Annotated in this window: 17 protein-coding genes; 14 read left to right on the top strand and 3 right to left on the bottom strand. The window is 71.0% G+C overall.

All coding sequences use genetic code 11. The features are described from left to right. The first annotated feature begins 1 nt into the window (after window position 1). Both ACIQFU_RS08665 and ACIQFU_RS08660 read left to right on the top strand, forming a co-directional pair. Entirely contained in the window at window positions 2-1,207 is a 1,206-nt protein-coding gene (locus ACIQFU_RS08665; protein WP_402550101.1) for an aminotransferase class V-fold PLP-dependent enzyme, read from the top strand. A gap of 78 nt (window positions 1,208-1,285) precedes the next feature. Then, window positions 1,286-2,053 (top strand): class I SAM-dependent methyltransferase, encoded by a 768-nt coding sequence (locus ACIQFU_RS08660; protein WP_402550099.1) that lies wholly within the window; start codon window positions 1,286-1,288, stop codon window positions 2,051-2,053. Between the two features lie 31 nt (window positions 2,054-2,084). On the opposite strand, the gene ACIQFU_RS08655 is transcribed toward ACIQFU_RS08660, so the two are convergent. Beyond that, on the bottom strand, window positions 2,085-2,642 hold the full coding sequence (locus ACIQFU_RS08655; RefSeq protein WP_402550098.1) for a GNAT family N-acetyltransferase: 558 nt from the start codon (window positions 2,640-2,642) through the stop codon (window positions 2,085-2,087). Window positions 2,643-2,852: 210 nt separating this feature from the next. Here ACIQFU_RS08655 and ACIQFU_RS08650 point away from each other — a divergent pair, with 210 nt between their 5' ends. From ACIQFU_RS08650 to ACIQFU_RS08620, 7 genes are all read left to right on the top strand, one after another. Next, the gene (locus tag ACIQFU_RS08650) at window positions 2,853-4,070 is read left to right on the top strand and encodes a choice-of-anchor M domain-containing protein (RefSeq protein ID WP_402550096.1); all 1,218 of its coding nucleotides are present in this window, start codon (window positions 2,853-2,855) and stop codon (window positions 4,068-4,070) included. Window positions 4,071-4,137: 67 nt separating this feature from the next. After that, a complete protein-coding gene (locus tag ACIQFU_RS08645; RefSeq protein WP_402550095.1) occupies window positions 4,138-5,736 on the top strand; it encodes a TIGR03773 family transporter-associated surface protein in 1,599 nt (532 codons plus the stop codon). 190 nt (window positions 5,737-5,926) lie between these two features. Further along, window positions 5,927-7,720 carry a choice-of-anchor M domain-containing protein gene (locus ACIQFU_RS08640; protein ID WP_402550094.1) on the top strand — a complete coding sequence of 598 codons (1,794 nt, stop codon included), beginning with the start codon at window positions 5,927-5,929 and terminating at the stop codon, window positions 7,718-7,720. A gap of 266 nt (window positions 7,721-7,986) precedes the next feature. Then, on the top strand, window positions 7,987-9,429 hold the full coding sequence (locus tag ACIQFU_RS08635; protein WP_402550092.1) for an anchored repeat ABC transporter, substrate-binding protein: 1,443 nt from the start codon (window positions 7,987-7,989) through the stop codon (window positions 9,427-9,429). Then, on the top strand, window positions 9,426-10,397 hold the full coding sequence (locus tag ACIQFU_RS08630) for a TIGR03773 family transporter-associated surface protein (protein ID WP_402550090.1): 972 nt from the start codon (window positions 9,426-9,428) through the stop codon (window positions 10,395-10,397). Before ACIQFU_RS08635 ends, ACIQFU_RS08630 begins: the two co-directional genes overlap by 4 nt. Beyond that, window positions 10,384-11,154 carry an anchored repeat-type ABC transporter ATP-binding subunit gene (locus tag ACIQFU_RS08625; protein ID WP_402550088.1) on the top strand — a complete coding sequence of 257 codons (771 nt, stop codon included), beginning with the start codon at window positions 10,384-10,386 and terminating at the stop codon, window positions 11,152-11,154. Before ACIQFU_RS08630 ends, ACIQFU_RS08625 begins: the two co-directional genes overlap by 14 nt. Continuing rightward, entirely contained in the window at window positions 11,151-12,089 is a 939-nt protein-coding gene (locus ACIQFU_RS08620; protein ID WP_402550087.1) for an anchored repeat-type ABC transporter permease subunit, read from the top strand. Before ACIQFU_RS08625 ends, ACIQFU_RS08620 begins: the two co-directional genes overlap by 4 nt. An 83-nt stretch (window positions 12,090-12,172) precedes the next feature. Here ACIQFU_RS08620 and ACIQFU_RS08615 read toward each other — a convergent pair whose 3' ends face one another. Then, the gene (locus ACIQFU_RS08615; protein ID WP_402550085.1) at window positions 12,173-12,805 is read right to left on the bottom strand and encodes a choice-of-anchor M domain-containing protein; all 633 of its coding nucleotides are present in this window, start codon (window positions 12,803-12,805) and stop codon (window positions 12,173-12,175) included. Between the two features lie 225 nt (window positions 12,806-13,030). Between ACIQFU_RS08615 and ACIQFU_RS08610 the strand changes: the two genes are divergently transcribed. The 5 genes from ACIQFU_RS08610 (at window position 13,031) to ACIQFU_RS08590 (ending at window position 18,369) form a co-directional block, all read left to right on the top strand. Further along, window positions 13,031-13,252 (top strand): ferredoxin, encoded by a 222-nt coding sequence (locus ACIQFU_RS08610; protein ID WP_402550083.1) that lies wholly within the window; start codon window positions 13,031-13,033, stop codon window positions 13,250-13,252. A gap of 149 nt (window positions 13,253-13,401) precedes the next feature. Continuing rightward, complete coding sequence (locus ACIQFU_RS08605) at window positions 13,402-14,988, top strand: ABC transporter substrate-binding protein (protein WP_402550081.1); 1,587 nt, start codon at window positions 13,402-13,404, stop codon at window positions 14,986-14,988. After that, entirely contained in the window at window positions 14,985-15,935 is a 951-nt protein-coding gene (locus tag ACIQFU_RS08600; protein ID WP_402550079.1) for an ABC transporter permease, read from the top strand. The genes ACIQFU_RS08605 and ACIQFU_RS08600 overlap by 4 nt, the downstream gene beginning before the upstream one ends. Then, a complete protein-coding gene (locus ACIQFU_RS08595; protein WP_402550077.1) occupies window positions 15,932-16,792 on the top strand; it encodes an ABC transporter permease subunit in 861 nt (286 codons plus the stop codon). Before ACIQFU_RS08600 ends, ACIQFU_RS08595 begins: the two co-directional genes overlap by 4 nt. Next, complete coding sequence (locus ACIQFU_RS08590; RefSeq protein WP_402550076.1) at window positions 16,789-18,369, top strand: ABC transporter ATP-binding protein; 1,581 nt, start codon at window positions 16,789-16,791, stop codon at window positions 18,367-18,369. Before ACIQFU_RS08595 ends, ACIQFU_RS08590 begins: the two co-directional genes overlap by 4 nt. A gap of 75 nt (window positions 18,370-18,444) precedes the next feature. Here ACIQFU_RS08590 and ACIQFU_RS08585 read toward each other — a convergent pair whose 3' ends face one another. Beyond that, a complete protein-coding gene (locus ACIQFU_RS08585) occupies window positions 18,445-20,109 on the bottom strand; it encodes a (2,3-dihydroxybenzoyl)adenylate synthase (RefSeq protein WP_402550075.1) in 1,665 nt (554 codons plus the stop codon). Between the last annotated feature and the right edge of the window lie 96 nt (window positions 20,110-20,205).

The raw sequence follows: 20,205 nt of genomic DNA, 5'->3' as shown, positions 1-20,205 counted from the left end.
GATGCCCGGCGAGACCACCGACGACGGCCAGTCCTGGCAGGCCCTGGCGCGCGCCCAGTTCCCCATCGTCACCGCCCACCCGGAGCTGGCCTACCTGGACAGCGCGGCGACCTCGCAGAAGCCGCAAGCCGTCCTGGACGCGGTGTACACCTATCTGACGACGACGAACGCCAACGCGGGACGCGGTACCTACCCGTGGGCCAACCGGACCACGGAACTGGTCGAACTGGCCCGCGAACGGGTCAAGTCCTTCCTCGGGGACCCCGCGCCGGACCGCTCCACCGTGCTCTTCACCGGCGGGACCTCCGAGGGGCTGCGCACCGTCGCCCGCGACTGGCTCACCGGACACCTCACTGACGGCGACGAGATACTGGTCCCGTTCGCCGACCACCAGGCCAACCTCGCACCGTGGCTGGAGGCGCAGCGTCTGCTTTCCGAGCGCGGCACCGAGGTGCGGGTGCGGGCCCTGCCCCGGCAGGCCTCGGGCGACTACGACCACCGCGCCCTCGCCGACGTCGTCGGCCCCCGCACCCGCTTCGTCGCCGCGACCCACGTGCACCACGTCTACGGCGGCGACATGAACGTCCACCGCATCCGCGCCGCCGTCGGCCCCCAGGTACCGATCTGCCTGGACGCGGCACAGAGCGTCGGCCACCTGCCGCTCCGGCTCGACGACCCCGCTCTCGACGTCGACTTCGTCGTCTTCTCCGGGCACAAGGCCCTGGCGCTGCCCGGCACCGGAGCGGTATGGGCGCGCAACACCCGGGGGCCGGCCCTGTGGCCCCGGGGCTGGCAGGGCACCCCCAACACCGCGGGGATCGTGTCGCTGCTGGCGGCGTTCGACTGGCTCGACGCGGTCGGCGTCGACCGCATCGCCGCCCACGTCTCCGCTCTGGCCGGCCGTCTGACCGACCGCTTGCGCCGGCTGGACGCCTACGAGGTCCTCGGCTGCCCCGCCAGTCTGGCCGCCGACACCGCGCTGCCCGCTGCCCAGCGACGGCACGGCATCGTCACCTTCCGACACCGCGACATACCCTCCGACGACCTGGGCTTCATCCTCTTCAGCCACGGCTTCATGGTCCGGGCCGACAGCCTCTGCCAGGCGGGCGCGGACGAGAAGGAGGGGTCCGTCCGGGTGAGCCTGCACGTCTACAACACCGTTGCGGAGATCGACCGCCTGCTGGAGGTGCTGGCTTCCTTGGAGTGAATGGTTATTGATAACCGTTTCCACCTGTAGATTACGCGGTAGTCGCAAGAGGTGGGAGACGGAAGAGGTGCGCGACCGGTGAGCGTGAGCACGGAGACGGCCAGGACCTGGGTCGAGCGCTGGGAACGGCAGCAACAGCGGTACGCGCTGGACCGCGAGGAGCGCTTCACCGTCATCTGTGACGTCGTGGAGCACGTGTGCGTCGACCGTCCCCGGCCGACCCTCCTCGACCTCGGCTGCGGCCCCGGATCCCTGTCCGCCCGGCTCGCCCGTCGGCTGCCGGAGGCGGAGATCGTCGCGGTCGACATGGATCCCATGCTGCTGGAACTGGCGCGCGCGCATCACCCGGACGTCGCACGCTGGGTGAACGCGGTGATCGGCGAGGAAGGCTGGACCGGCGCCCTCGGCCTGGAGCACGGGCTGGACGGCGCCGTCACGACGACGGCCCTGCACTACCTTCAGGCCCCCGCGCTGCTGAAGACCTACCGGAGCATCGCGGCCCTGCTGCGCCCCGGCGGAGCGCTGATCAACGGAGACCACTTCCCGCCGGACGCGCGCTCCTGCTCCGACCTCACCGCCCATGTGGGGCGCCGTCGGGCGGAGCGCGCTGGCGACGGGAGCCACGAGGACTGGGAGTCCTGGTGGTCGGCGGCGGCCGCGGACCCGGAGCTGGCGAACCTGTTCGAGCAGCGTGAGCGCAGTCGCTCGTCGTCCAGCGGCGGAGGCGAGAACTGGCACCTGCCGGTGAGCCGCCACGCCGAACTCCTGCGGGAGGCGGGATTCGGCCGCGTCACGCCGGTGTGGCAGGTGGGAGACAGTTGCGTGCTGGTGGCCCTGAAGGACTGAGAGCGCCGGACCCGCTCGTGATCCGGTCCCTTCACAGGGCGAGGCTCATCAGGATCTCGTCGCGGTCGTCGCCGGGTGCCAGACGCAGCGCGCCCGGCCACCGCCCCACCTCCGTCCATCCCGCTTTGCCGTAGAAGACTTCGAGCCCCAGCCCGGACCGCACCGTCAGCCTGAGCCGCTCCAGGCCCATCTCCTCCCGCGCGATCCGGCGGACGCGGTGCATCAGCGCGGCCCCGACCCCCGAGCCCCGGAAGCGCACCTGCGTCTGCACGTGGTTCACCGTGCCGCAGTGCGCTTCGAGCGGATGCGTCTCACGCCGGACGAGCAGCCAGCCCGCGAGGGCGCCGTCGACGGTGGCCACCACCAGCCTGCGGCGTTCGGGCGCCAGTTCACCGGCGATCCGGTCCACGGCGGCTTCCATGTGCGCGGAGGTCAGCGGCGGCAGCGGGCAGTCCGCCGGGATGACCGCCCCGCCGGCGTTGGCCACCGAGGCCCAGCAGGCGGCCAGTTCACGTCTCATCGACGAGGAGAGCTCGGACGGCCGGGTGAGCTGGGTGAAAGCGGGTGCGGCGACTTCGGATGCTGTCACGCGCATCAGCTTGTCACGGGTGTGCCCTTCACCGTGCCGGCTCCTCGGGACACGGCAAACGGCTTTACGCGGTAGGCGCGGACAGACTTTATTGAAAATGATTACCGTCTCATATAGCTTGACGTGGTCACGCTCGAACGAGGGGTGCGCCGGGACTTCGCGTGCCCTGACGGAGTGCGTGCCGCGAGCTGTCATGACGGGATGGGGAAGATGGGATCACTGGCACGTTCGGCGTGTGTGGTGGGAGCGCTGGGGCTGACACTGTCGGGTCTTCTCTCGGCGAGTGCCGAGGCGTACGGCGCCGGTCGGGTGGTGGGCGGCGCTTACACGGCGGACGCCGGCGCCGCCGCCGTCGCGGAGGATGTTCACGACGAACGCATCGTCATCGACCAGGGGCATGTCGACGCCGTGGCCCCTCGTATGGTCGACGGCACGTTCCGCACCCTGTTCAGGGACAGCAGAACGAGCGACGTCGTCTGGCACGAGCCGGAGTCGGTGATCATGCACCTCACGTCCCAGGGACGGGAGGTCGTTCCCGACCCCGCCGGCGGTGCGGCGTTCATCGGGGAGGCGGGAGATGTCTACTACATGATCCCGCAGGTGCAGGACTCCGCTTTGCTGTGGGCGGGGTGGAGCACGGAGGCGTTCGCCTCGTCGTCGGTACAGGGGAAGTTGAGCTTCTCACTCGACCAGGTCGAGGGGCCTGGAGGCGTGCTCGTCTTCGGTTGGTCGCCGTTCGGTGAACCTCTGATGCGCTTCGACTCCCGCGACGGGCTGCCGGACACCTACGGGGTGCCCGCTGTGACCCACGAGCACGCCAACTGGGTCTTCACGGAACCGGGCGTCTACCGCCTGACCTTCACGGTCGCGGCCACGCTCGCTTCCGGTGAGCGGGTCGAGGACAGCCAGACGTACACCATGGCCGTCGGGGACATCGATCCTGACGATGTCCCCCTCCCCGGTGACCCTGGCGGCGACACCGGGGGAAGTACGGGGGGTGGCACGGGTGGTAGCTCGGGTGGCGACTCTCATGGCGGCACCGGCGGTAGCTCAGGGGGTGACACCGGCGGCGATGCGGGAGGTGACTCGAACGGGAGCACCGGCGGCGACTCGGGTCAGGTGACCGGTGGTGGAGCCGGCGACGACTCGGGTGACGACACTGCGGGTTCCTCGGGTGGCGACTCGGGCCCGGGAACCGGCGGCGCCTCGGGCAGTGCGGGCGTTACGGACGGCTCGGGCGGCAGCACCGGCACGGGCCTCGTCGCGAACGGCGGCGAAGGCGGCGTGGGCAGCAAGGAGTTGGCTCGCACGGGGGCAGAGATCGCTGTTCCCCTCGGCGCGGGGGGCGCGGCTCTCCTGCTCGCCGGTGCCGGGGCCGTGTACATCGGCCGGCGCAGGACGCGTGCGGCGGCGACTGATCACCACTGAGGCAACACCCGCCGTCCGAGGAAGGAAACGTATCGCGATGGGACCAGTCATAGACCATCGATGGGCAGTGGCAGTAGTGGGTTCCCTGGCTCTCGCAGCCGGTGTCGCACCCGCCGCGACGGCGGCCTCGCCGGAGATCGGATCCGGAAGCTCCCCGGTCTCCACCTCGGCCGACGTGGTGATGGCGTTGGACGGCGACAGACTGACCCTGGATCTGGGGCAGCCGGGCGTCGGTGACCGCGCTGACGCAGAAGCGGGCAGCGGCTCCCGCGCGGCGGTGCCCGCGGGCGGCCACCACGGCGCCGAGGGCGGAACGGACACCGCGGCGGCCGTGCCACGGTGGGACACCACCCAAGTCCCCGTGGGGAGTGTCCAGGACGGTACCGTCACGTGGGCGCTGACGGAGGCCCATGGTCCGGGCCACGTGACGGTCTTCGAACCTGAGCCCGAAACGGCATCGGCTTCCCCCGGCCCCGACGCACACGTGCTGTTCGACAGTCGTGACGGGCTGCCGGACACCCAGGAGCTGGCGGCGGGGGACACCGGTGCGGCGGTCTGGGCCTTCACGGAGCCCGGCGAGTACACGATCACCTCGCAGGCGACGGCCCGGCTCACTTCGGGCGCTGTCACCACCGCCACGTCCGAGTGGACGGTGACCGTGCCTGCCGGTGAACCACGGCCGACGAAGTCTCCCGAGGCGTCGTCCGCACCGTCGGCTTCACCCGGCGACCCGCGAAAGTCCGCCCGCCCGACGCTCGCCGCCCCGGAGACCGCCGCTTCTAAGAGTGTCGCCAAGGCGGCGAAAGCGGACATCTCCACCGAGCGGGTGGTCATCGCGGACGGCCATGTGGACGCGGTCGCCGGCAAGATGGTGAACGGGACCCTGCGGACGCTCTTCAAAGACAGCCGCGACCCCTCCCAGATCGTGTGGCGGGAGCCGTCTTCCGTCGTCCTGCACGTGAACCCGCAGGCGAAGCAGAAGGTGCCACAGGACGGTGCCTACGCGTTCCTGGGCGAAGCGGGAAGCAGCTTCTGGCTGATACCGCAGGTACAGCAGCAGGGTGTGGTCTGGGCGGGGTGGAACACCGAGGACCTGACCGGTGACGACCTCAAGGGTCCCATCGACATGACCCTCACGAACGTCAGCGGTCCCGGCACGCTGGCGATCTGGGAGACCGCCGGCCTGGGAGCCCCGGACGTGCTCTACGACAGCCGGGACGGACTGCCGGACGGGCAGAAGGTCAACCTCGGCGTCCACGCCCACGCCAACTGGGCGTTCAGCAAGGAAGGCACGTACAAGGTGACCTTCCGTCTCAGCGGCACGCTCGCATCGGGCGGAACCGCCTCCGACACCCGTACGTACACGTTCGCGGTGGGAGACGTCGACCCGGGCACCGTGACTCCCGGCGGGGGCGGCACGGACGGCGGCGCCACGGCGTCGACGGGCGGCGGTGGAACGTCCACCGGCGGCGGTGGTGACACGGCGCCCTCCGCCGGGCCGGACTCGGAGCCCGGCGCCACCGAGGGAAGCCTCGCCCACACAGGCACGGGAGGGGCGCTGCCGCTGGCCGTGGGCGCGGGTGCGTTGGTGGTCGCGGGTGTCGCCGCGACCGGGCTGGTGGCGCGGAGGAGGCGTGCTGCGGCGCCGGGCGGCGCCGGTTCCTGACCGAGCCCCTGACCGGGGCCCCATGTCCGACGCTGCTCGACCCGGCTTCCGCGGTCGGGCAGCGTCGTCTCTCTTTCCGTCGGGCCTCCGGCCTCCCGAGAGGGGGGGCGACTCCTTATCTAAAATGACTATCGTTATCATTAATGCTGCGTACTTCGCTTCAGTGAATGATCCACCCTGAAAGGCACTCATGACCCTGTCCCTGGGGCGCGTCACCCGGCGCGCCCGTCAAGCAGCCTCCCTGTTGTCCCTGGGGGGCGTACTCGCCCTGGCGGTCGCCGCACCGGCCGACGCGGCGAACGGTCCGGCCGACGGCCGCACGGTGTTGGGTGCCGGTCAGCACGTCGACGCCGTGTACCCGGTCGTCAAGGACGGTGCCCTGGCCGTCCACTCACTGACGGACAAGGGCGAGACCGAACCCGACGACATCGCCCTCCATATACCCGACACCAAGACGTCCCACGTCACACTGCCCAAGGAGTACTCCTTCCTCGGCAAGGCGGGCTCCGACGCCTGGATCAGTCCGCAGACACAGGACATGTCCGTCGTCTGGCCGGGCTGGTCCTTCGAGGGCATCGAGCCCGGTGTGCTGAAGGGCACGGTCAGTATGGACTTCGAGGGCTTCGCCTACGCCGGCGAAGCGAAGTCCCCCACGTTCGCCGTCACCCAGCCCGGCGGGTTCGGCAACAAGAAGGTCAGCCAGCTCATCGTCCCCGGGTCGGCGTTCACCAGCGTGTCGGGCGAGGTCGGTTCGCACACGCACGCCAACTGGATGTTCACCGCCCAAGGCACCTACGACATCGACTTCAGCGTCCACGCGACCCTCGCGAACGGCAAGGCGCTCGAGGACACCGCCACCGTGCGCTTCATCGTCGGCGCGGTGCCGGACGAGCAGAAGGCGCCGGTGGCCCAGGAGGTCCGCCACTACAGCGAGGGCGCCGACGACCTGCTGGTCACCCCGAACAAGGTGGATGGAGAGTACTTCGTCGGGCAGACCGTCAACCTGACGGCGGCCTCGGACAAGGCCGAGGAGGACTCCGAGTACCGCTGGCACGTGAGGAAGGCCGGTGAGAGCGACTACACGGCGGACCCCGAGCAGCGGGAGGCGGTCTACACCACGAAACCGGACCGTGCGGTCGACGGCACGCAGGTCTACGCGGAACTGTTGAAGGACGGGAAGGTCGTGCAGACCTCCGAGCCGACCACCGTGCACGTGCGCGCGCTCGACCCCACCACCACCCTGACGGTCACGCCCGACCGCAAGACGTACCACGAGGGCGACACGGCCCGGTTCACGTCCGTCCAGAAGCCGGAGACCGACGACGAGCACTACCACTGGTACCTCAAGCATCGCGGTGAAAGCGCGTACGAGTGGATCGAGGAGTCCAGGCTCGCCGACCAGGAGCTTGAGGTGACGAGGGAGCTCGACGGCGCCCAGGTCGTCGCGCGGCTCTTCAACGCCGACCACGCCGTTCTCGCGGAGTCCACGCCGATCACCCTCTCCGTGGACGGCGGGAGTGCCACGGTGTCTCCGGTCACCGTCGAGATCGACCAGGACACCGAGCGGCACGCGGCAGGGGGGAAAGCCACCTTCACCGCCCAGGTGAAGAACGCGCCGAAGCACTACTCCGTCTCGTGGGCCGTGCGCCAGAACGCGGAGAACCCCTTCACCGAGATCGCCGGAGCACACGGAAAGACGCTGACGCAGTCCCCGCCCGTCGGCTGGAACGGCGCCCAGATCATGGCTTCCGTGAAGAACGGCAAGGGTGACGTGGTCGCAGAGGGCACCGTGCCGGTGCTGAAGGTGACGGAGACCGGAAAGTCCGGCGCGCAGAAGTCCGCCGCCGACAAGCAGTCCGACTCGTCGGGTGCGGCGGTGTGGTGGACGGCCGGAACCGTCGTCCTCGTCGTCCTCGCGGCCTTGGCCGTCTGGCTGGTACGGCGCCGAAAGGACCGTACGCCCGCCGCCGAGCAGGTGCAGTGACGGGCCGGCGTCCGCGGCGAAGACATGGCGGGCGCCGTGATCCACCGGTCGGACCCCAGCTCCGGCCGACCTCTTTCCCTGGGCAGCGCCGGGTCCGTCCACGACTCGGCGCTGCCCCCTGCCACCGGAGTTGGTGCCCTATGCATGTGCCCCGTCCGGCAGGGCGGGCACTGGCCGTGCTCACCCTGCTCACCGTCACAGTGACCGGTTGCAAAGGTCACGCCCTATCGGGCGACGACGAGAATCCTGATGCCGCCCTGCGCGTGGTGGCCACGACCGAGATCCTTGCCGACCTCGTCCGGCAGGTCGGCGGCGACCGGGTCCACGTCGACTCCGTCGTCCCGCCGGGCGGTGATCCGCACTCGTACGAGCCCACCCCGGCCGACGCCGACGCGGTGTCCAAGGCCGACGTGACGTTCACCAATCATCTGCTGCTCGAAGAACACGCGTTGATCAAGACGATCGATTCCAACGCTCGCAAGGGCACCCCGAACGTGTCGCTCGCCGAGGCGTCGGAGACCTACGGCGCCAACGTCATCCCGCTCGTCGAGGACATCGGACTGGACGTCATCTGGCTGGGACTGCGCGTTCGCGGAGAGGGTGCAGCGGCCGGCGCGACCCGCTCTTCCGACATCCAGCTCTCCGCCACCGACGTGGAAGGGCCCGGAGACCTCGTGGCCTACCTCACGGAGTCACTGGGGCAGCCGAACGTCTACTTCGACTCGTCCGACGGCCTGAGCGCGAAGGACACCACCACCCTGCCCCCGGCCGCCCACACCCACCTGAACTGGGCCTTCACCAAGCCCGGCGTCTACAGGCTGACCCTTCAGGCCAAGCTGAAGAACGCGGGCGCGACGGCGAAGCCCGTCGGAGAGGGCACGTTCACCTTCGCGGTGGGGGTGGACCCGCACACCGTGGCCGACTCCGGGGACACCATCCTCGACGACGGCCACACCGATCTGACCGTGAACATCGACACCGGCAAGATGTCGGCTTACACCGACGCACGGACCGACGGCAAGAAGCAGGAGGAGATCCCGCCCGCGGACGTCGTGATCGACGTTCCCAACCGGGCCCTGGACAAGGTCCCGTCGGGGGAGCAGTTCTCGTTCCTCGGCGAGCCCGGCGCGGAGATCTACCAGCTTCCCCAGGCGGTCCTGGGCAAGCACGTGCACGGAGAGATCGATCCGCACCTCTGGCAGGACGTCGAGAACGCGAAGGCGTACGTGCAGCTCATCCGCGACACACTGAAGAAGGAGGACCCCGAGGGCGCGGCTCAGTACGCGGCGAACGCCAGGAGCTACGAGAGGGAACTCGACGAACTCGACGCCTACATGGCCAAGCAGATCGGCCGCATCCCCTCGGACAGAAGGCAGTTGGTCACCACCCACGACGCCTTCGGCTACCTGGCGGACGCCTACGGCATGTCGATAGCCGGCTTCGTCGTCCCCAACCCCGCCCAGGAACCGAGCGCGGACGACGTACGGAAACTGTCCCGCACCATCAAGAACCTCAAGATCCCGGCAGTCTTCATGGAACCCAACCTCGTCCAGCGCGCCACGGTGCTCAACCAGGTCGCGGAGGACCAGAACGTCAAGGTGTGCATGCTGTACGGCGACGCCTTCGACGACGACGTCCGGCACTACAGCGACATGATGCGCCACAACGCGGACGAGCTTCTCTCCTGCCTCGGGGGTGAGAAGAAGTGAAGGGCACCGCACCGCGTTCCGCCGTCACGGCCCTCGCCGCGGCCCTCTGCTTCTCCCTGCCCGCGGCACTCCCCGCCGCGGCGGCCGAAGGCGCCGGGTCCGACACGGCCACCGGACGCACGGTGATCGGAGACGGACACGTAGACATCGGACCTCGGTTCGCCGAGGACGGCTGGGCCGTGGAGCTCCGTGACGACACGGTCGACCCCGCCGTGTGGCGCGACACGGACGACGTCGTGCTCCAGGTCAAGGACACGGCCAAGATCGAGGTGCCGACGGCGGAGGAGTTCTCCTTCCTCGGCAAGCCCGGCGACGACGTCTGGGTGCTGCCGCAGGCCCAGCGGCAGGGCGTGGTGTGGCCGGGCTGGAACAGCCAGGACCCGCAGGTGGCCACCACGGTCGAACGCGAGGTGACGTGGGAATTGACCGACGTCACCGGGCCGGGCGACTTCGTGCTGTTCCTCAACGGCGCCTTCGGCACACCCGAGGTCGTCTTCGACACGGGCGAGCGACTGGCTCAGGAGACCGGCATCGAGGTCAACAGCCACGTGCACGGCAACTGGGCCTTCACCAAACCGGGCACCTACCTGCTCGACGTGCGGATGACGGCGACCACGAAGGACGGCAAGACCCACGAGAGCCGGCGCACCCTGCGCTTCTCCGTCGGCCCGCAGAACCCGGACAGCACCTTCACGGCGCAGGCTTCCGCGAGCCCCGACGACGCCCGGAAACCCCGGAGCACCTCCGGCTCACCGTCTGACGCGCAGTCGGACAACGGCAGTTCCTCCACGCCGCTCTGGGTGGGGGTCGGGGCGGCGGCCGTCGTGGCGGCCGTCCTGGTGCTCGTCGTGCTGCGGCGGGGGCGAGGTGACTCGGCCGGCCGAGGGCCCGCGGCCGCACCCCGTACGGCCGCGGCAGATCCGGATGAACCCGGCAAGGAGAAGGGGGAGAGCGATGAGCCGTCCTGAGACGACCGGCACGCCCGTACTCGAAGTGCGCTCGCTCGCCGTGGAACTCGGTGGCCGACGCGCCCTCGACGCGGTGGACCTGGCGGTCCGCACCGGTGAACTCGTCGGCCTGATCGGCCCCAACGGAGCCGGCAAGACGACGCTCCTGCGTGCGGTGCTCGGGCTGCTCAGCCCGCAGGCCGGCACCGTCCTCCTCGACGGCCGGTCCGTGGACCGGGCCAGGGGCGACGTGGGGTACGTACCCCAACGGCACGAGTTCGCCTGGGACTTCCCGCTGTCGGTGGAGAAGGCGGTACTCACCGGGCGGGTTCACCGCATCGGGTGGCTGCGCAGAGCCAGGTCCACGGACCGTGACGCCGTGGCCGAGGCACTCGAACGGGTGGACATGACCCACCTGCGGCACCGTCCGATCGGCGAACTGTCCGGCGGACAGCGCCAGCGGGTGCTGGTGGCCCGCGCGCTGGCACTGAATCCCACCCTGCTGCTCCTCGACGAGCCGTTCACCGGCCTCGACGTGCCGACACAGGAGTTGCTGACCTCACTCTTCGGGCGCCTGCGTGAGGAGGGCAAGGCACTGCTGATGACGACGCACGACCTGCCGGCCGCCGCGGACATGGCCGGCCGGCTGTGTCTGCTCAACAGGACGGTCATCGCCGACGGCCCTCCCGAGACGCTGAGAGAGCCCTCGGTCTGGCTCCGCGCCTTCGGTGTGGCCGGTTCCGACCAGTTGCTGACCTCCCTGGGGGTGACGAAGTGAGCGCCGTGACCGACTTCCTGGCCGACCCCTGGCAACACCTCTTCATGCGGCGTGCCTTCGCGGTCGCCGTCATGTGCGGCGTGGTCTCCGGAGTAGTGGGCGCCCACGTGGTCCTGCGCGGCATGGCGTTCATCGGCGACGCCGTGTCCCACTCCGTCTTCCCCGGCGTCGCCATCGCTTTCGTCTTCCAGTTCAACCTGGTCGTCGGCGGCGCCGTGGCGGGACTGCTGACGGCGTTGGCCGTCGCGGTGTTCTCCCAGAACCGGCGGCTGAAGGAGGACACGGTCATCGGCGTCTTCTTCGCCGCCGCCTTCGGCCTCGGGATCGTGATCCTCAGCACCGCACCCGGCTACAGCGGATCACTGGAGTCGTTCCTCTTCGGACAGATCCTCGGCATCAGCGACGAGGACGTCCTCACGGTGGCCGTGATGGGGCTCGTTCTTCTGCTGCTCGCAGCTGCGGTGCACAAGGAACTGGTCACCGTCAGCCTGGACCGGGAGACCGCCCGGGCCGCCGGGCTGCCCGTATTCGCCCTGGACATCGTCCTCTACGCCCTGGTCACCGTGACCGTGGTGATCTCCCTGCAGGCGGTCGGCAACATCCTGGTCCTGGCCCTGCTGATCACACCCGCCGCGTGTGCGCGGCTGCTCACCGACCGGATCGGCGTGATGATGACGCTGGCGCCGGTGATCGGCGGCCTCTCGGCCGTGACGGGGCTGTACCTGTCCTACGCCTTCAACCTCGCCGCCGGTGGGCTCATCGTGCTCGTCGTCACGGCCGTATTCATCGTCTGCTGGCTCTTCGCGCCCCGGCACGGCCTGCTCACGGGCCGCAGCCGCCGTGGAAAGGACGGAGAGACGGCGGACCGGGACGGTGCCGCCCGGCCGAAGGCGTCGGACGAGAGGGCGCCGGTCGGAGAATCGGCAGGGGCGTGAGGCCGCTCCGTGAAAGGCCGTGGGGGTGGTACCGCCTGTGAAGGCGGTACCACCCCCACGGCCTTGTGAGGCCGGGCTCCCGCTCAGCCGACGGTGAAGTGGTAGTTCACCGCGTCCGAGCTGACGGTCGTGCCGTCCAGCAGCGTGCCGGTCGCCTTGAAGGTGAGCGCGTACTCGCCCTCCGCCTCGAACGCCCAGTTGGTGTGATGGTGTTCCCCGGCCGCGACGTTCACGGAGTCGGGCAGTCCGTCACCACTGTCGAACCGCTTCGCGGGCCCGCTGCCGCCGACGTCGAACACGCTCACGTCCGCCGGCCCGTCGACCGCGGTCAGCTGCAACCGCACGCTGTCGCCCTGGAAGACACCGGTGTCCACCTCGTGGGCGGCCCAACCCGCGTACAGCAGGTCGGGGTTGTTGGTCTGGGGGAGTATCCACACGGGGTCGCCCGGGGATCCGAGGAACGAGTAGGCGGAGCCCGCGGGGACGGTCGTCTCGGCCTCGGGCTTGACGTGCAGGACGACGTCGGCCGGGTCGTGCTCCACCTCCGTCCCGGTGGTCTCCTCGGCCAGGACGAGCTCGAGGGCCCCGTCCTCGTAGCCGATGTCGACGACGTCGACGTGCCCTTCGGAGAGAGTGATGGGGGCGGCCTGCGCGGGAGCGGCCGGGAGGCCGACAGCGGCAACGGCAGCCCCGGTGAACAGCGCCGCACGAGTCATGGTCGAGAGCAAAGCACCCTCCTGGGGTTGATGTGAACATGAGCAACGTAGATGCATGTGATAATCGTGTTCAATAACGGTGAGGGTGGCGTAACTCTCGTTTGAAGCCGGAGCGCGTGCCGCATCGCCCGCGAGGCGGTCGTTGGTTGAAGATGGAAGTCGTTTTCGTCTATCGTCTGGTTGTCGTGCCGTCCATGGCGTGCACGGCTACCGGGGAGGGCCCTCATGACCTTGTCAGATCAGGTATCCGGACACGAGAGAGTCAGTGCGGAGCGGGACCGGTGCGTAGGGGCGGGAAAGTGCGTGCTCGCCGCGCCCGCCGTCTTCGACCAGGACGACGGGGACGGGCTCGTGCTCGTCCTCGCCGAGCAGCCGCCGGCCTCCCAGTCGGACGCCGTGCGCGAGGCCGTGTGGTCCTGCCCGTCCGGAGCTCTCACCCTCTATTAGTTCTCGGCCGGACCGATCGCTCCCGACGGCACGACCGTCCGTACGCGCGCTCGTCGTCCACCGGCCACCCGCCCTCGTCCGGGCCTCAGTTCATATGCCGTGGAGATCTCCCGGTGCCCGGTTCAGCTTGCAGAACGTCAAGGAGAGACATGTCCAGACAGTTCGATCGCCGTGCCTTCCTCCGTCGAGGCGCGGCGGGCGCCGCGGCTCTGGCGGTGGGACCCGGCCTGCTGGCCGCGTGCTCCACCGACGAGCCCCGCTCCGAGGGGAAGGCCGCAGCTGGCGCCTCGCCCCGCTCGGGCGGCACGCTGCGAGCCGCTTTCGTCGGCGGCGGCGCCTCCGAGTCCCTCGACTTCTTCAACGGCCCCTCCGCACTGGACCTGGTGCGCGCCCGCGCCTGGCACGGCACGCTCGGCGACCTGGACCCGAGCGGTCCCGACGGGGTCCGCTACGGAGTGCTCAAGGGCATCGACGTCTCCGACGACCTGTCGACCTACACCCTTCACGTACGGTCCGGTGTCCGCTTCACCGACGGCTCCGAACTGACCTCCGCCGACATCCTGCACTCTCTGAGCGCCCTCGCGGCCAAGAGCACCCTGCCCGTGTACCGGCTCGCCGCCGCCAACTTCGACCTCGGGCACGCCAAGGCCGACGGTGACCTGAAGGTCGTACTGCCCACACTCCGGCCCATCGCCGACGGCCGCATGATTCTCTGTCAGGGCAACTTCCTCGTCGTCAAGAACGGCACGAAGAACTTCAGCAAGGGCATGCCCAGTTGCGGCCCCTTCCGGCTGACCGGGTTCACCGCGGGCCAGGGCTCGGCGTTCGAGCGCTACGACGACCACTACGGCCACGTGCCCCACCTGGACGGCCTGGAGCTGCGGTCGATCGCGGACTCGACCGCCAGGGCCGGCGCGCTCACCAGCGGCGAGATCGACTTCGCCCACGACCTGTCACCCGTCACCGCGCGCACGCTCGACGACAACGGGAAGGTCGAACTCGTCCCCACGAGGAGCCCTTACCTAGTCGGTCTCTCCTTCCAGATGAACATGAGCGCCAAGCCCTTCGACGACCCCCGGGTGCGGGAGGCGTTCAAGCTCGCCGTCGACCGGCAGGCCATGGTGAAGACCGTGTTCTACGGCAACGCCGGGGTCGGCAACGACCTCCCCTCCATCGGCTTCCCCGACTACGCCGAGGGCCTGCCCCAGCGCGCCCACGACCCGGAGCGGGCCCGTGCGCTGCTCAAGGAGGCGGGGGCCGACGGGATGAAGGTGACGCTGACGACCGGCCCCGAGACGCCGGGCATGGTCGAGATGGCCACCCTCTTCGTCGAGGACCTGAAGAAGGTGGGTGCCCGCGCCACCGTCCGGGAACTGCCAGCGGGGCAGCTGTACGCGGACTTCCCCGCGTACGCGGCGCTGCCGTTGGCCGGCTCCTACCAGATGCCCGTCCCCGCTCTGTCGACCTACCAGATGACCACGGCGGGCGGATCACCTTCGGCCTTCGGATGGAAGGAGTCCGCGACCGACGCCCTCGTCGCCAAGGCCCGTGCCGAGAGCGACAGCCGCGAGGCGAAGAAGCTGGGCACGCAGGCGCAGCGCACGCGCTGGGAGGACGGCAACCAGGTGCTGCCGGTCTTCAAGCCGAACCTGAACGCCCAGGTCAAGGGGGTCACCGGGATCCACGACGACCTCTTCGAGCAGTTCCCCGGCTTCTCCCAGGCGTCGCTGGCGTGAACCTGGCCGCGTTCGTCGGCCGTCGCCTCGCGGGGGCGGCCGTCCTGCTCGTCCTGTTGTCGGCCGTCATCTTCGCGGCGACGGCGGTTCTCCCCGGGGACGCCGTGAGCACGGTCGCGGGAGTGGACGCCTCCGAGGCGCAGCGCGCCGACGTCCGGGCCGAGCTGGGCCTGGACCGGCCGGCCGCCGAGCGGTACGCGCACTGGCTCGCGGGTGCGGTGCAGGGGGACCTGGGCCGTGGTTTCGTGGGGGACCGGCCGGTCACCGAGGTCCTGTCGACCCGGCTGCCGAACAGCCTGCTCCTCGCCGGACTGACCCTCGCGGTCACCGCGCCGCTCGCCACGCTGCTGGGCCTGTGGACCGGTCTGCGCGGCGGTGCCGCCGACCGCTTCGTCTCGACGGCCGCCCAGACCCTGGCGGCGACACCGGAGTTCGTCGTCGCCGCGCTGCTCGTCGCCGTCCTGGCCGTGTGGCTGGAGATCCTTCCCCGGGTCTCCGTCATCCCCCTGGGCGGCACGCCGCTCGACGTGCCACACGCGCTGATCCTGCCCGTACTGACGCTCAGCGCGGTCGGTCTCGCGGTGGCCACCAGGCTGCTGCGGGTCTCCGTCGCCGACGTCGCGGCCAGTCCCTACTGCGAGGCCGCGCGGCTCAACGGCGTGCGCGGGGTGCGGCTCGCCGTCCGTCACATCCTGCCCAACGCCGCGGGCCCCGCCGTCCAGGCGCTCACCCTCACCACGGGGGCGCTGGTCGGGTCGGCGGTGGTGGTGGAGAACGTCTTCGACTACCCCGGGATCGGCCGGGAACTCCAACTGGCCGTCGCGGCACGGGACATACCCATGGTGCAGGGCATCGCCACCGCGCTCGCCGGGGTGATGCTCGTGGTGCTGCTGGCGGGGGACATCTGCGTGCGTCTGCTGGGCGCACGGGAAGGGCACGGACGATGACGACGGTCCTCACCCCACCGGGGGGACGGGTACGCACCGACAGGCCGGCCACACCCCGGCGTCGTCGGCCACCGCTGATCACGGGGGTGGCCACCCTGCTCGTCCTTCTGCTCGCCCTGCTGGGCCCGCTCGCCGCTCCGCACAGCCCCACCGCGCAGCTCGCCGCCCCCTTCCAGCAGCCCGACGGCCAGTTCCTGCTCGGCACCGACGTGCTGGGCCGGGACGTGGCGAGCCGAGTGCTCGCCGGAGGCCGCACCATCGTCCTCACGGCCCTGGCCGGTACGGCGGCGGCCGGAGCCGTAGGGACGGCCGCCGGAGTTCTGGCGGCCCTGGCCTCCCGCCGGCTGGGCGACCTGCTGCTCCGGTGCGTGGACGCCCTCGCGGTGCTCCCCGGCCTCCTGGTGGTCCTCGTCCTGGCCGCGGGGTTCCCCGGCAGCCACGCCGCCCTGGTGGCGGCGGTCGCCCTGGCCACCGCCCCGTTCTCCACCCGTGTGCTGCGGGCCGCGGCGGACACCGTCCTCGGCAGCGGGTACGTCGAAACCGCCCTGGCCCGGGGCGACGGCCGCTGGGCCGTGCTGCGCCACGACGTGCTGCCCAACATCGCCGGACCTGCCCTGATGGACACCGCGCTGCGCCTGGTCGCCTCCCTCCACCTCGCCGCCACCGCGGGATTCCTCGGCCTCGGACCCGGCGGTTCGGCGCCCGACTGGGGACACATGGTGAGTGAGAACGTCCCGGGAGCGACGCTGGCCGCCGCGCCGTTCCTCGCTCCGGCGCTGCTGCTCGTGCTGCTGTCCGTCTGCGTCGGCCTGCTGGCCGGGCGGCTGGCGGACTGGGCGGGACGGGGTGCCGCATGACCGGCCGCCCGACCGTCGACGCTTCGGACGCCGGAACGCTCGCCGAGATCAGCGGGCTGACGGTGGGCCCCGCGGCCGGAGGGCTGCCCGTCCTGCGCGACGCCTGCCTCTCGGTGCCGGCCGGGCAGGTGCTGGGCGTCGTCGGCCGGTCGGGGTCGGGCAAGAGCAGCCTGGCGTACGGCCTGCTCGGCCATGTGCGTCCCGGGCTGGAGGTCCGCGCCGGAACCGTCCGCGTGGCCGGCCTCGATGCGTTCGACCGGGCGGACGCTCGCCGACTGCGTGGCAGGGTCGTTTCCTTCCTGGGGCAGGACCCGGCCTCCTCGCTGAATCCCGCACTGCGGATCGGCACCCAGATCGCCGAGGCGGTGGGACTGCGCTCGGCCGTGACAGGTGGCGAAGGCGTCCGCGCGCGGGTGGAAGAACTGCTGCTGTCCGTGCGGTTGCCGGCCGACCGGAACTTCCGGCGGCGACTGCCCCGGCAGCTGTCGGGTGGGCAGGCCCAACGGGTGGCGCTCGCGCTGGCCTTGGCGGGCCGGCCCAGCCTGCTGGTCCTCGACGAGCCCACCAGTGGCCTCGACCCGGTCCTGGCGGACGGGATGCGCGGTCTGCTGGCCGAGACCCTAGGGGAGGGTGACGGCGCGGCACTGCTGGTCAGCCACGACCCGGTCTGGCTCGGGTCGGTGTCGGACGACGTGATCCGCCTGGAAGGCGGACGGATCACAGGGCGCGGGATGTCGGTCGCGCCGTTCCCCGTCCAGCCTCCCGGTCCTTCCTCGGAAGGTGGTCCCCGCGGCGAGGCCCCCTGCACCCCTGCTGCCGAACCCGTCGCGGGCGGCGGGCTCTTCGTGCGGGGACTGTGCGCCGTCCACGGTCGATCCGCCGTGCTGCACGACGTCTCCCTCACCGTCCCGGCGGGCTCCTGCACCGCCGTCGTCGGGGCGTCGGGGTCGGGCAAGACCACCCTCGCCCGATGCCTTGCGGGGCTTCACCCGAAGGCGGCGGGGAGTGTCGAGTGGCAGGGCGACGGCACGCCACGGGGGCGTGCGGCACCGGTGCAACTCGTCGCGCAGGACGCCCGTGGTGCCCTCAACCCGCGCGAGTCCGTGGGCGCCGCGCTCACCCGCCCGCTCAGGGGGGTGGGCGGCAGGCGGGCGCGGGACGCGTCCGACGAAGCCGTGCGGCTACTGGGGGTGGTCGGACTGGACGAGGACGTACTGGGGCGCCGACCGGGGGAGTTGTCGGGGGGCCAGCGTCAACGCGTGGCACTGGCGCGGACGCTCGCCGCCGGGCCGCGTGTCCTCGTCTGCGACGAGATCACCTCGGCGCTCGACCCGGAGACGGCGGGCACAGTCCTGGACCAGCTGGACGACCTGCGGCGGACGCTGGGCCTGACCGTCGTCATGGTGACGCACGACCTGGCCGCCGCGTCCTCCCGCGCGGACCGGGTCGTCGTCCTGGACGAGGGACGGGTGGTGGAAGCCGGCCGGGCAGACCGCGTCCTGGTGAACCCGGAACACACCGTCACCCGGAACCTGCTCGCCCATGAGGGCCGTCCGGTCCTCACCGCGCCGAAGTAGACGCGGTTGAAGGGCTTCACACGGTGGCCCGGAGGGGCACCCGGCACAGCAGCGGGCGCCCCTCCGGGCCGCGCGTCACCGGCGGAGCAACTCCCGTGCCAGCGTGGCCTTGTCGACCTTCCCGACGGCGGTGAGCGGGAGGCCGGACACCTGGACGACCTCGTCCGGCGCCTTGTACTCGGCGAGTCCGCGCTCCTTCAGATGGGCGGCCACCTCCCGCACGCCGGGAGCCGCGCCGTCGCAGACCACGAAGGCGACGGTCCGCTCGCCCCGGCGCTCGTCCGGCACACCCACCAGCGCCGCCGCGGTGATCGCCGGATGCGCGAGCAGCTGCTCCTCCACCTCGACCGCGGCGATCTTCTCGCCGCCGCGGTTGATCTGGTCCTTGATCCGGCCCACCACCACGAGGTGCCCGGACGGCAGCCGCCGCACCACGTCGCCGCTGCGGTAGTAGCCGTCGGGGGTGAAGGCCGTGCGGTTGTGCTCCTCGGCGCGGTAGTAACCGCGCAGCGTGTACGGGCCCCGGGTGAGCAGTTCACCCGCCGACCCGTCCGGCACGGGCCTGCCGTCGGCGTCCACCACCAGGATCTCGTCGTCCGGAGAGACGGGCCGGCCCTGGGTGGCGCAGACGAGGTCCTCGGGATCGTCGAGCCGCGTGAGGTTGATCAACCCCTCCGCCATGCCGAAGACCTGCTGCACGGTCACCCCGAGCGCCGGACCGAGCTTGCGGGCCTGCTCCTCGGGCAGCCGGGCCCCGCCCACCTGCACCACGGCGAGGCTGCCGAGGTCCCAGGAGCCGGCGGCGGCCTCGTCCATCCAGTGGGCGACGAGCGGAGGCGTGAGGGAGGCCAGGGTCACGCCCTCCCGCTCGACGAGAGCGAACGCCGTCTGGGGGCTGGGATCCGGGGCGACCACGACCGTGCCGCCGGCCATGAGGGTGCCGAGCACACCGGGGCAGGCGAAAGCGAAGTTGAAGCCGAGCGGCAGCACCGCCAGATAGACGGTCTGTTCGTCGAGGGCGCAGACCTCGGCGCAGGCACGGGCGTTGTAGGCGTAGTCGTCGTGCGTGCGCGGGATGAGCTTGGGAAGGCCCGTGGTGCCGCCGGACAGCAGCAGGAGGGCGACGTCGCCGGGGTCAGCTCCGCCGTCGTCGGCGCCCGGAGTCGGCGGGGCGCCCGGCGAGGTACGACCGGGCGACGAGGGATCAGCCGCCCGCAGCGCCTCGAACGGGACGAATCCACTCTCCTGACCGGGATCGCCGACCACGACGACGGTGAGCGGCGAGCGGTTCGGCTCGTGTTCCGCCCGCACCGCGCGCATCAGCTCCCGGTAGTCGAACCGTGCGTGCCGGTCGGGCACCACACAGGCCACCGCCCCCGACACGCGAACCAGATGACCGATCTCCCGGCGCCGGTGGCCGGGCATGGCGTGCACCGGGACCGCGCCGAGGCGCTGCAGCCCGAACCAGACGAGCACGAACTCGGCGCGGTTGGGGAGCTGGACCACGACGCGGTCGCCCCGTCCGACGCCGATTCCGCGCAGTCCGAGGGCGACGCGGTCGGCCTCGGCGTCCAGGTCCGCGAAGGTCCACCGGCGGTCCCCGTCGACCAGGGCGACCCGGCTGCCGTGGTCCGCCGCCGCCCGGCGCAGACGTGCGCCGAAGGTGACTCCCTCCCAGTGGCCGGCGGCCCGGTAGCGGGCCGATTCCGCCTCGGACCAGGTCTGTTCAGTCTCGGTCATGGGGTTCTGCCTCTCATTGCCGGGCCGAGGGCTCTGGCGCCACAGCCCCTTGTGTGACTACGATGTGAATTATAGAAATGAAAATCATTTCTATCT

The sequence above is a fragment of the Streptomyces sp. NPDC093065 genome, assembly GCF_044754585.1.
GTDB lineage: Bacteria > Actinomycetota > Actinomycetes > Streptomycetales > Streptomycetaceae > Streptomyces.
This window is presented reverse-complemented; position numbering and strand designations above follow the sequence as displayed.

Bases quoted from the DNA above. Each gene is read 5' to 3' on its own strand.
- ACIQFU_RS08665 (WP_402550101.1), top strand. From the start codon at position 2: ATGCCCGGCGAGACCACCGACGACGGCCAGTCCTGGCAGGCCCTGGCG.
- ACIQFU_RS08650 (WP_402550096.1), top strand. From the start codon at position 2,853: ATGGGATCACTGGCACGTTCGGCGTGTGTGGTGGGAGCGCTGGGGCTG.
- ACIQFU_RS08640 (WP_402550094.1), top strand. From the start codon at position 5,927: ATGACCCTGTCCCTGGGGCGCGTCACCCGGCGCGCCCGTCAAGCAGCC.
- ACIQFU_RS08625 (WP_402550088.1), top strand. From the start codon at position 10,384: ATGAGCCGTCCTGAGACGACCGGCACGCCCGTACTCGAAGTGCGCTCG.
- ACIQFU_RS08615 (WP_402550085.1), bottom strand. From the start codon at position 12,805: ATGACTCGTGCGGCGCTGTTCACCGGGGCTGCCGTTGCCGCTGTCGGC.
- ACIQFU_RS08610 (WP_402550083.1), top strand. From the start codon at position 13,031: ATGACCTTGTCAGATCAGGTATCCGGACACGAGAGAGTCAGTGCGGAG.
- ACIQFU_RS08605 (WP_402550081.1), top strand. From the start codon at position 13,402: ATGTCCAGACAGTTCGATCGCCGTGCCTTCCTCCGTCGAGGCGCGGCG.
- ACIQFU_RS08595 (WP_402550077.1), top strand. From the start codon at position 15,932: ATGACGACGGTCCTCACCCCACCGGGGGGACGGGTACGCACCGACAGG.
- ACIQFU_RS08590 (WP_402550076.1), top strand. From the start codon at position 16,789: ATGACCGGCCGCCCGACCGTCGACGCTTCGGACGCCGGAACGCTCGCC.
- ACIQFU_RS08585 (WP_402550075.1), bottom strand. From the start codon at position 20,109: ATGACCGAGACTGAACAGACCTGGTCCGAGGCGGAATCGGCCCGCTAC.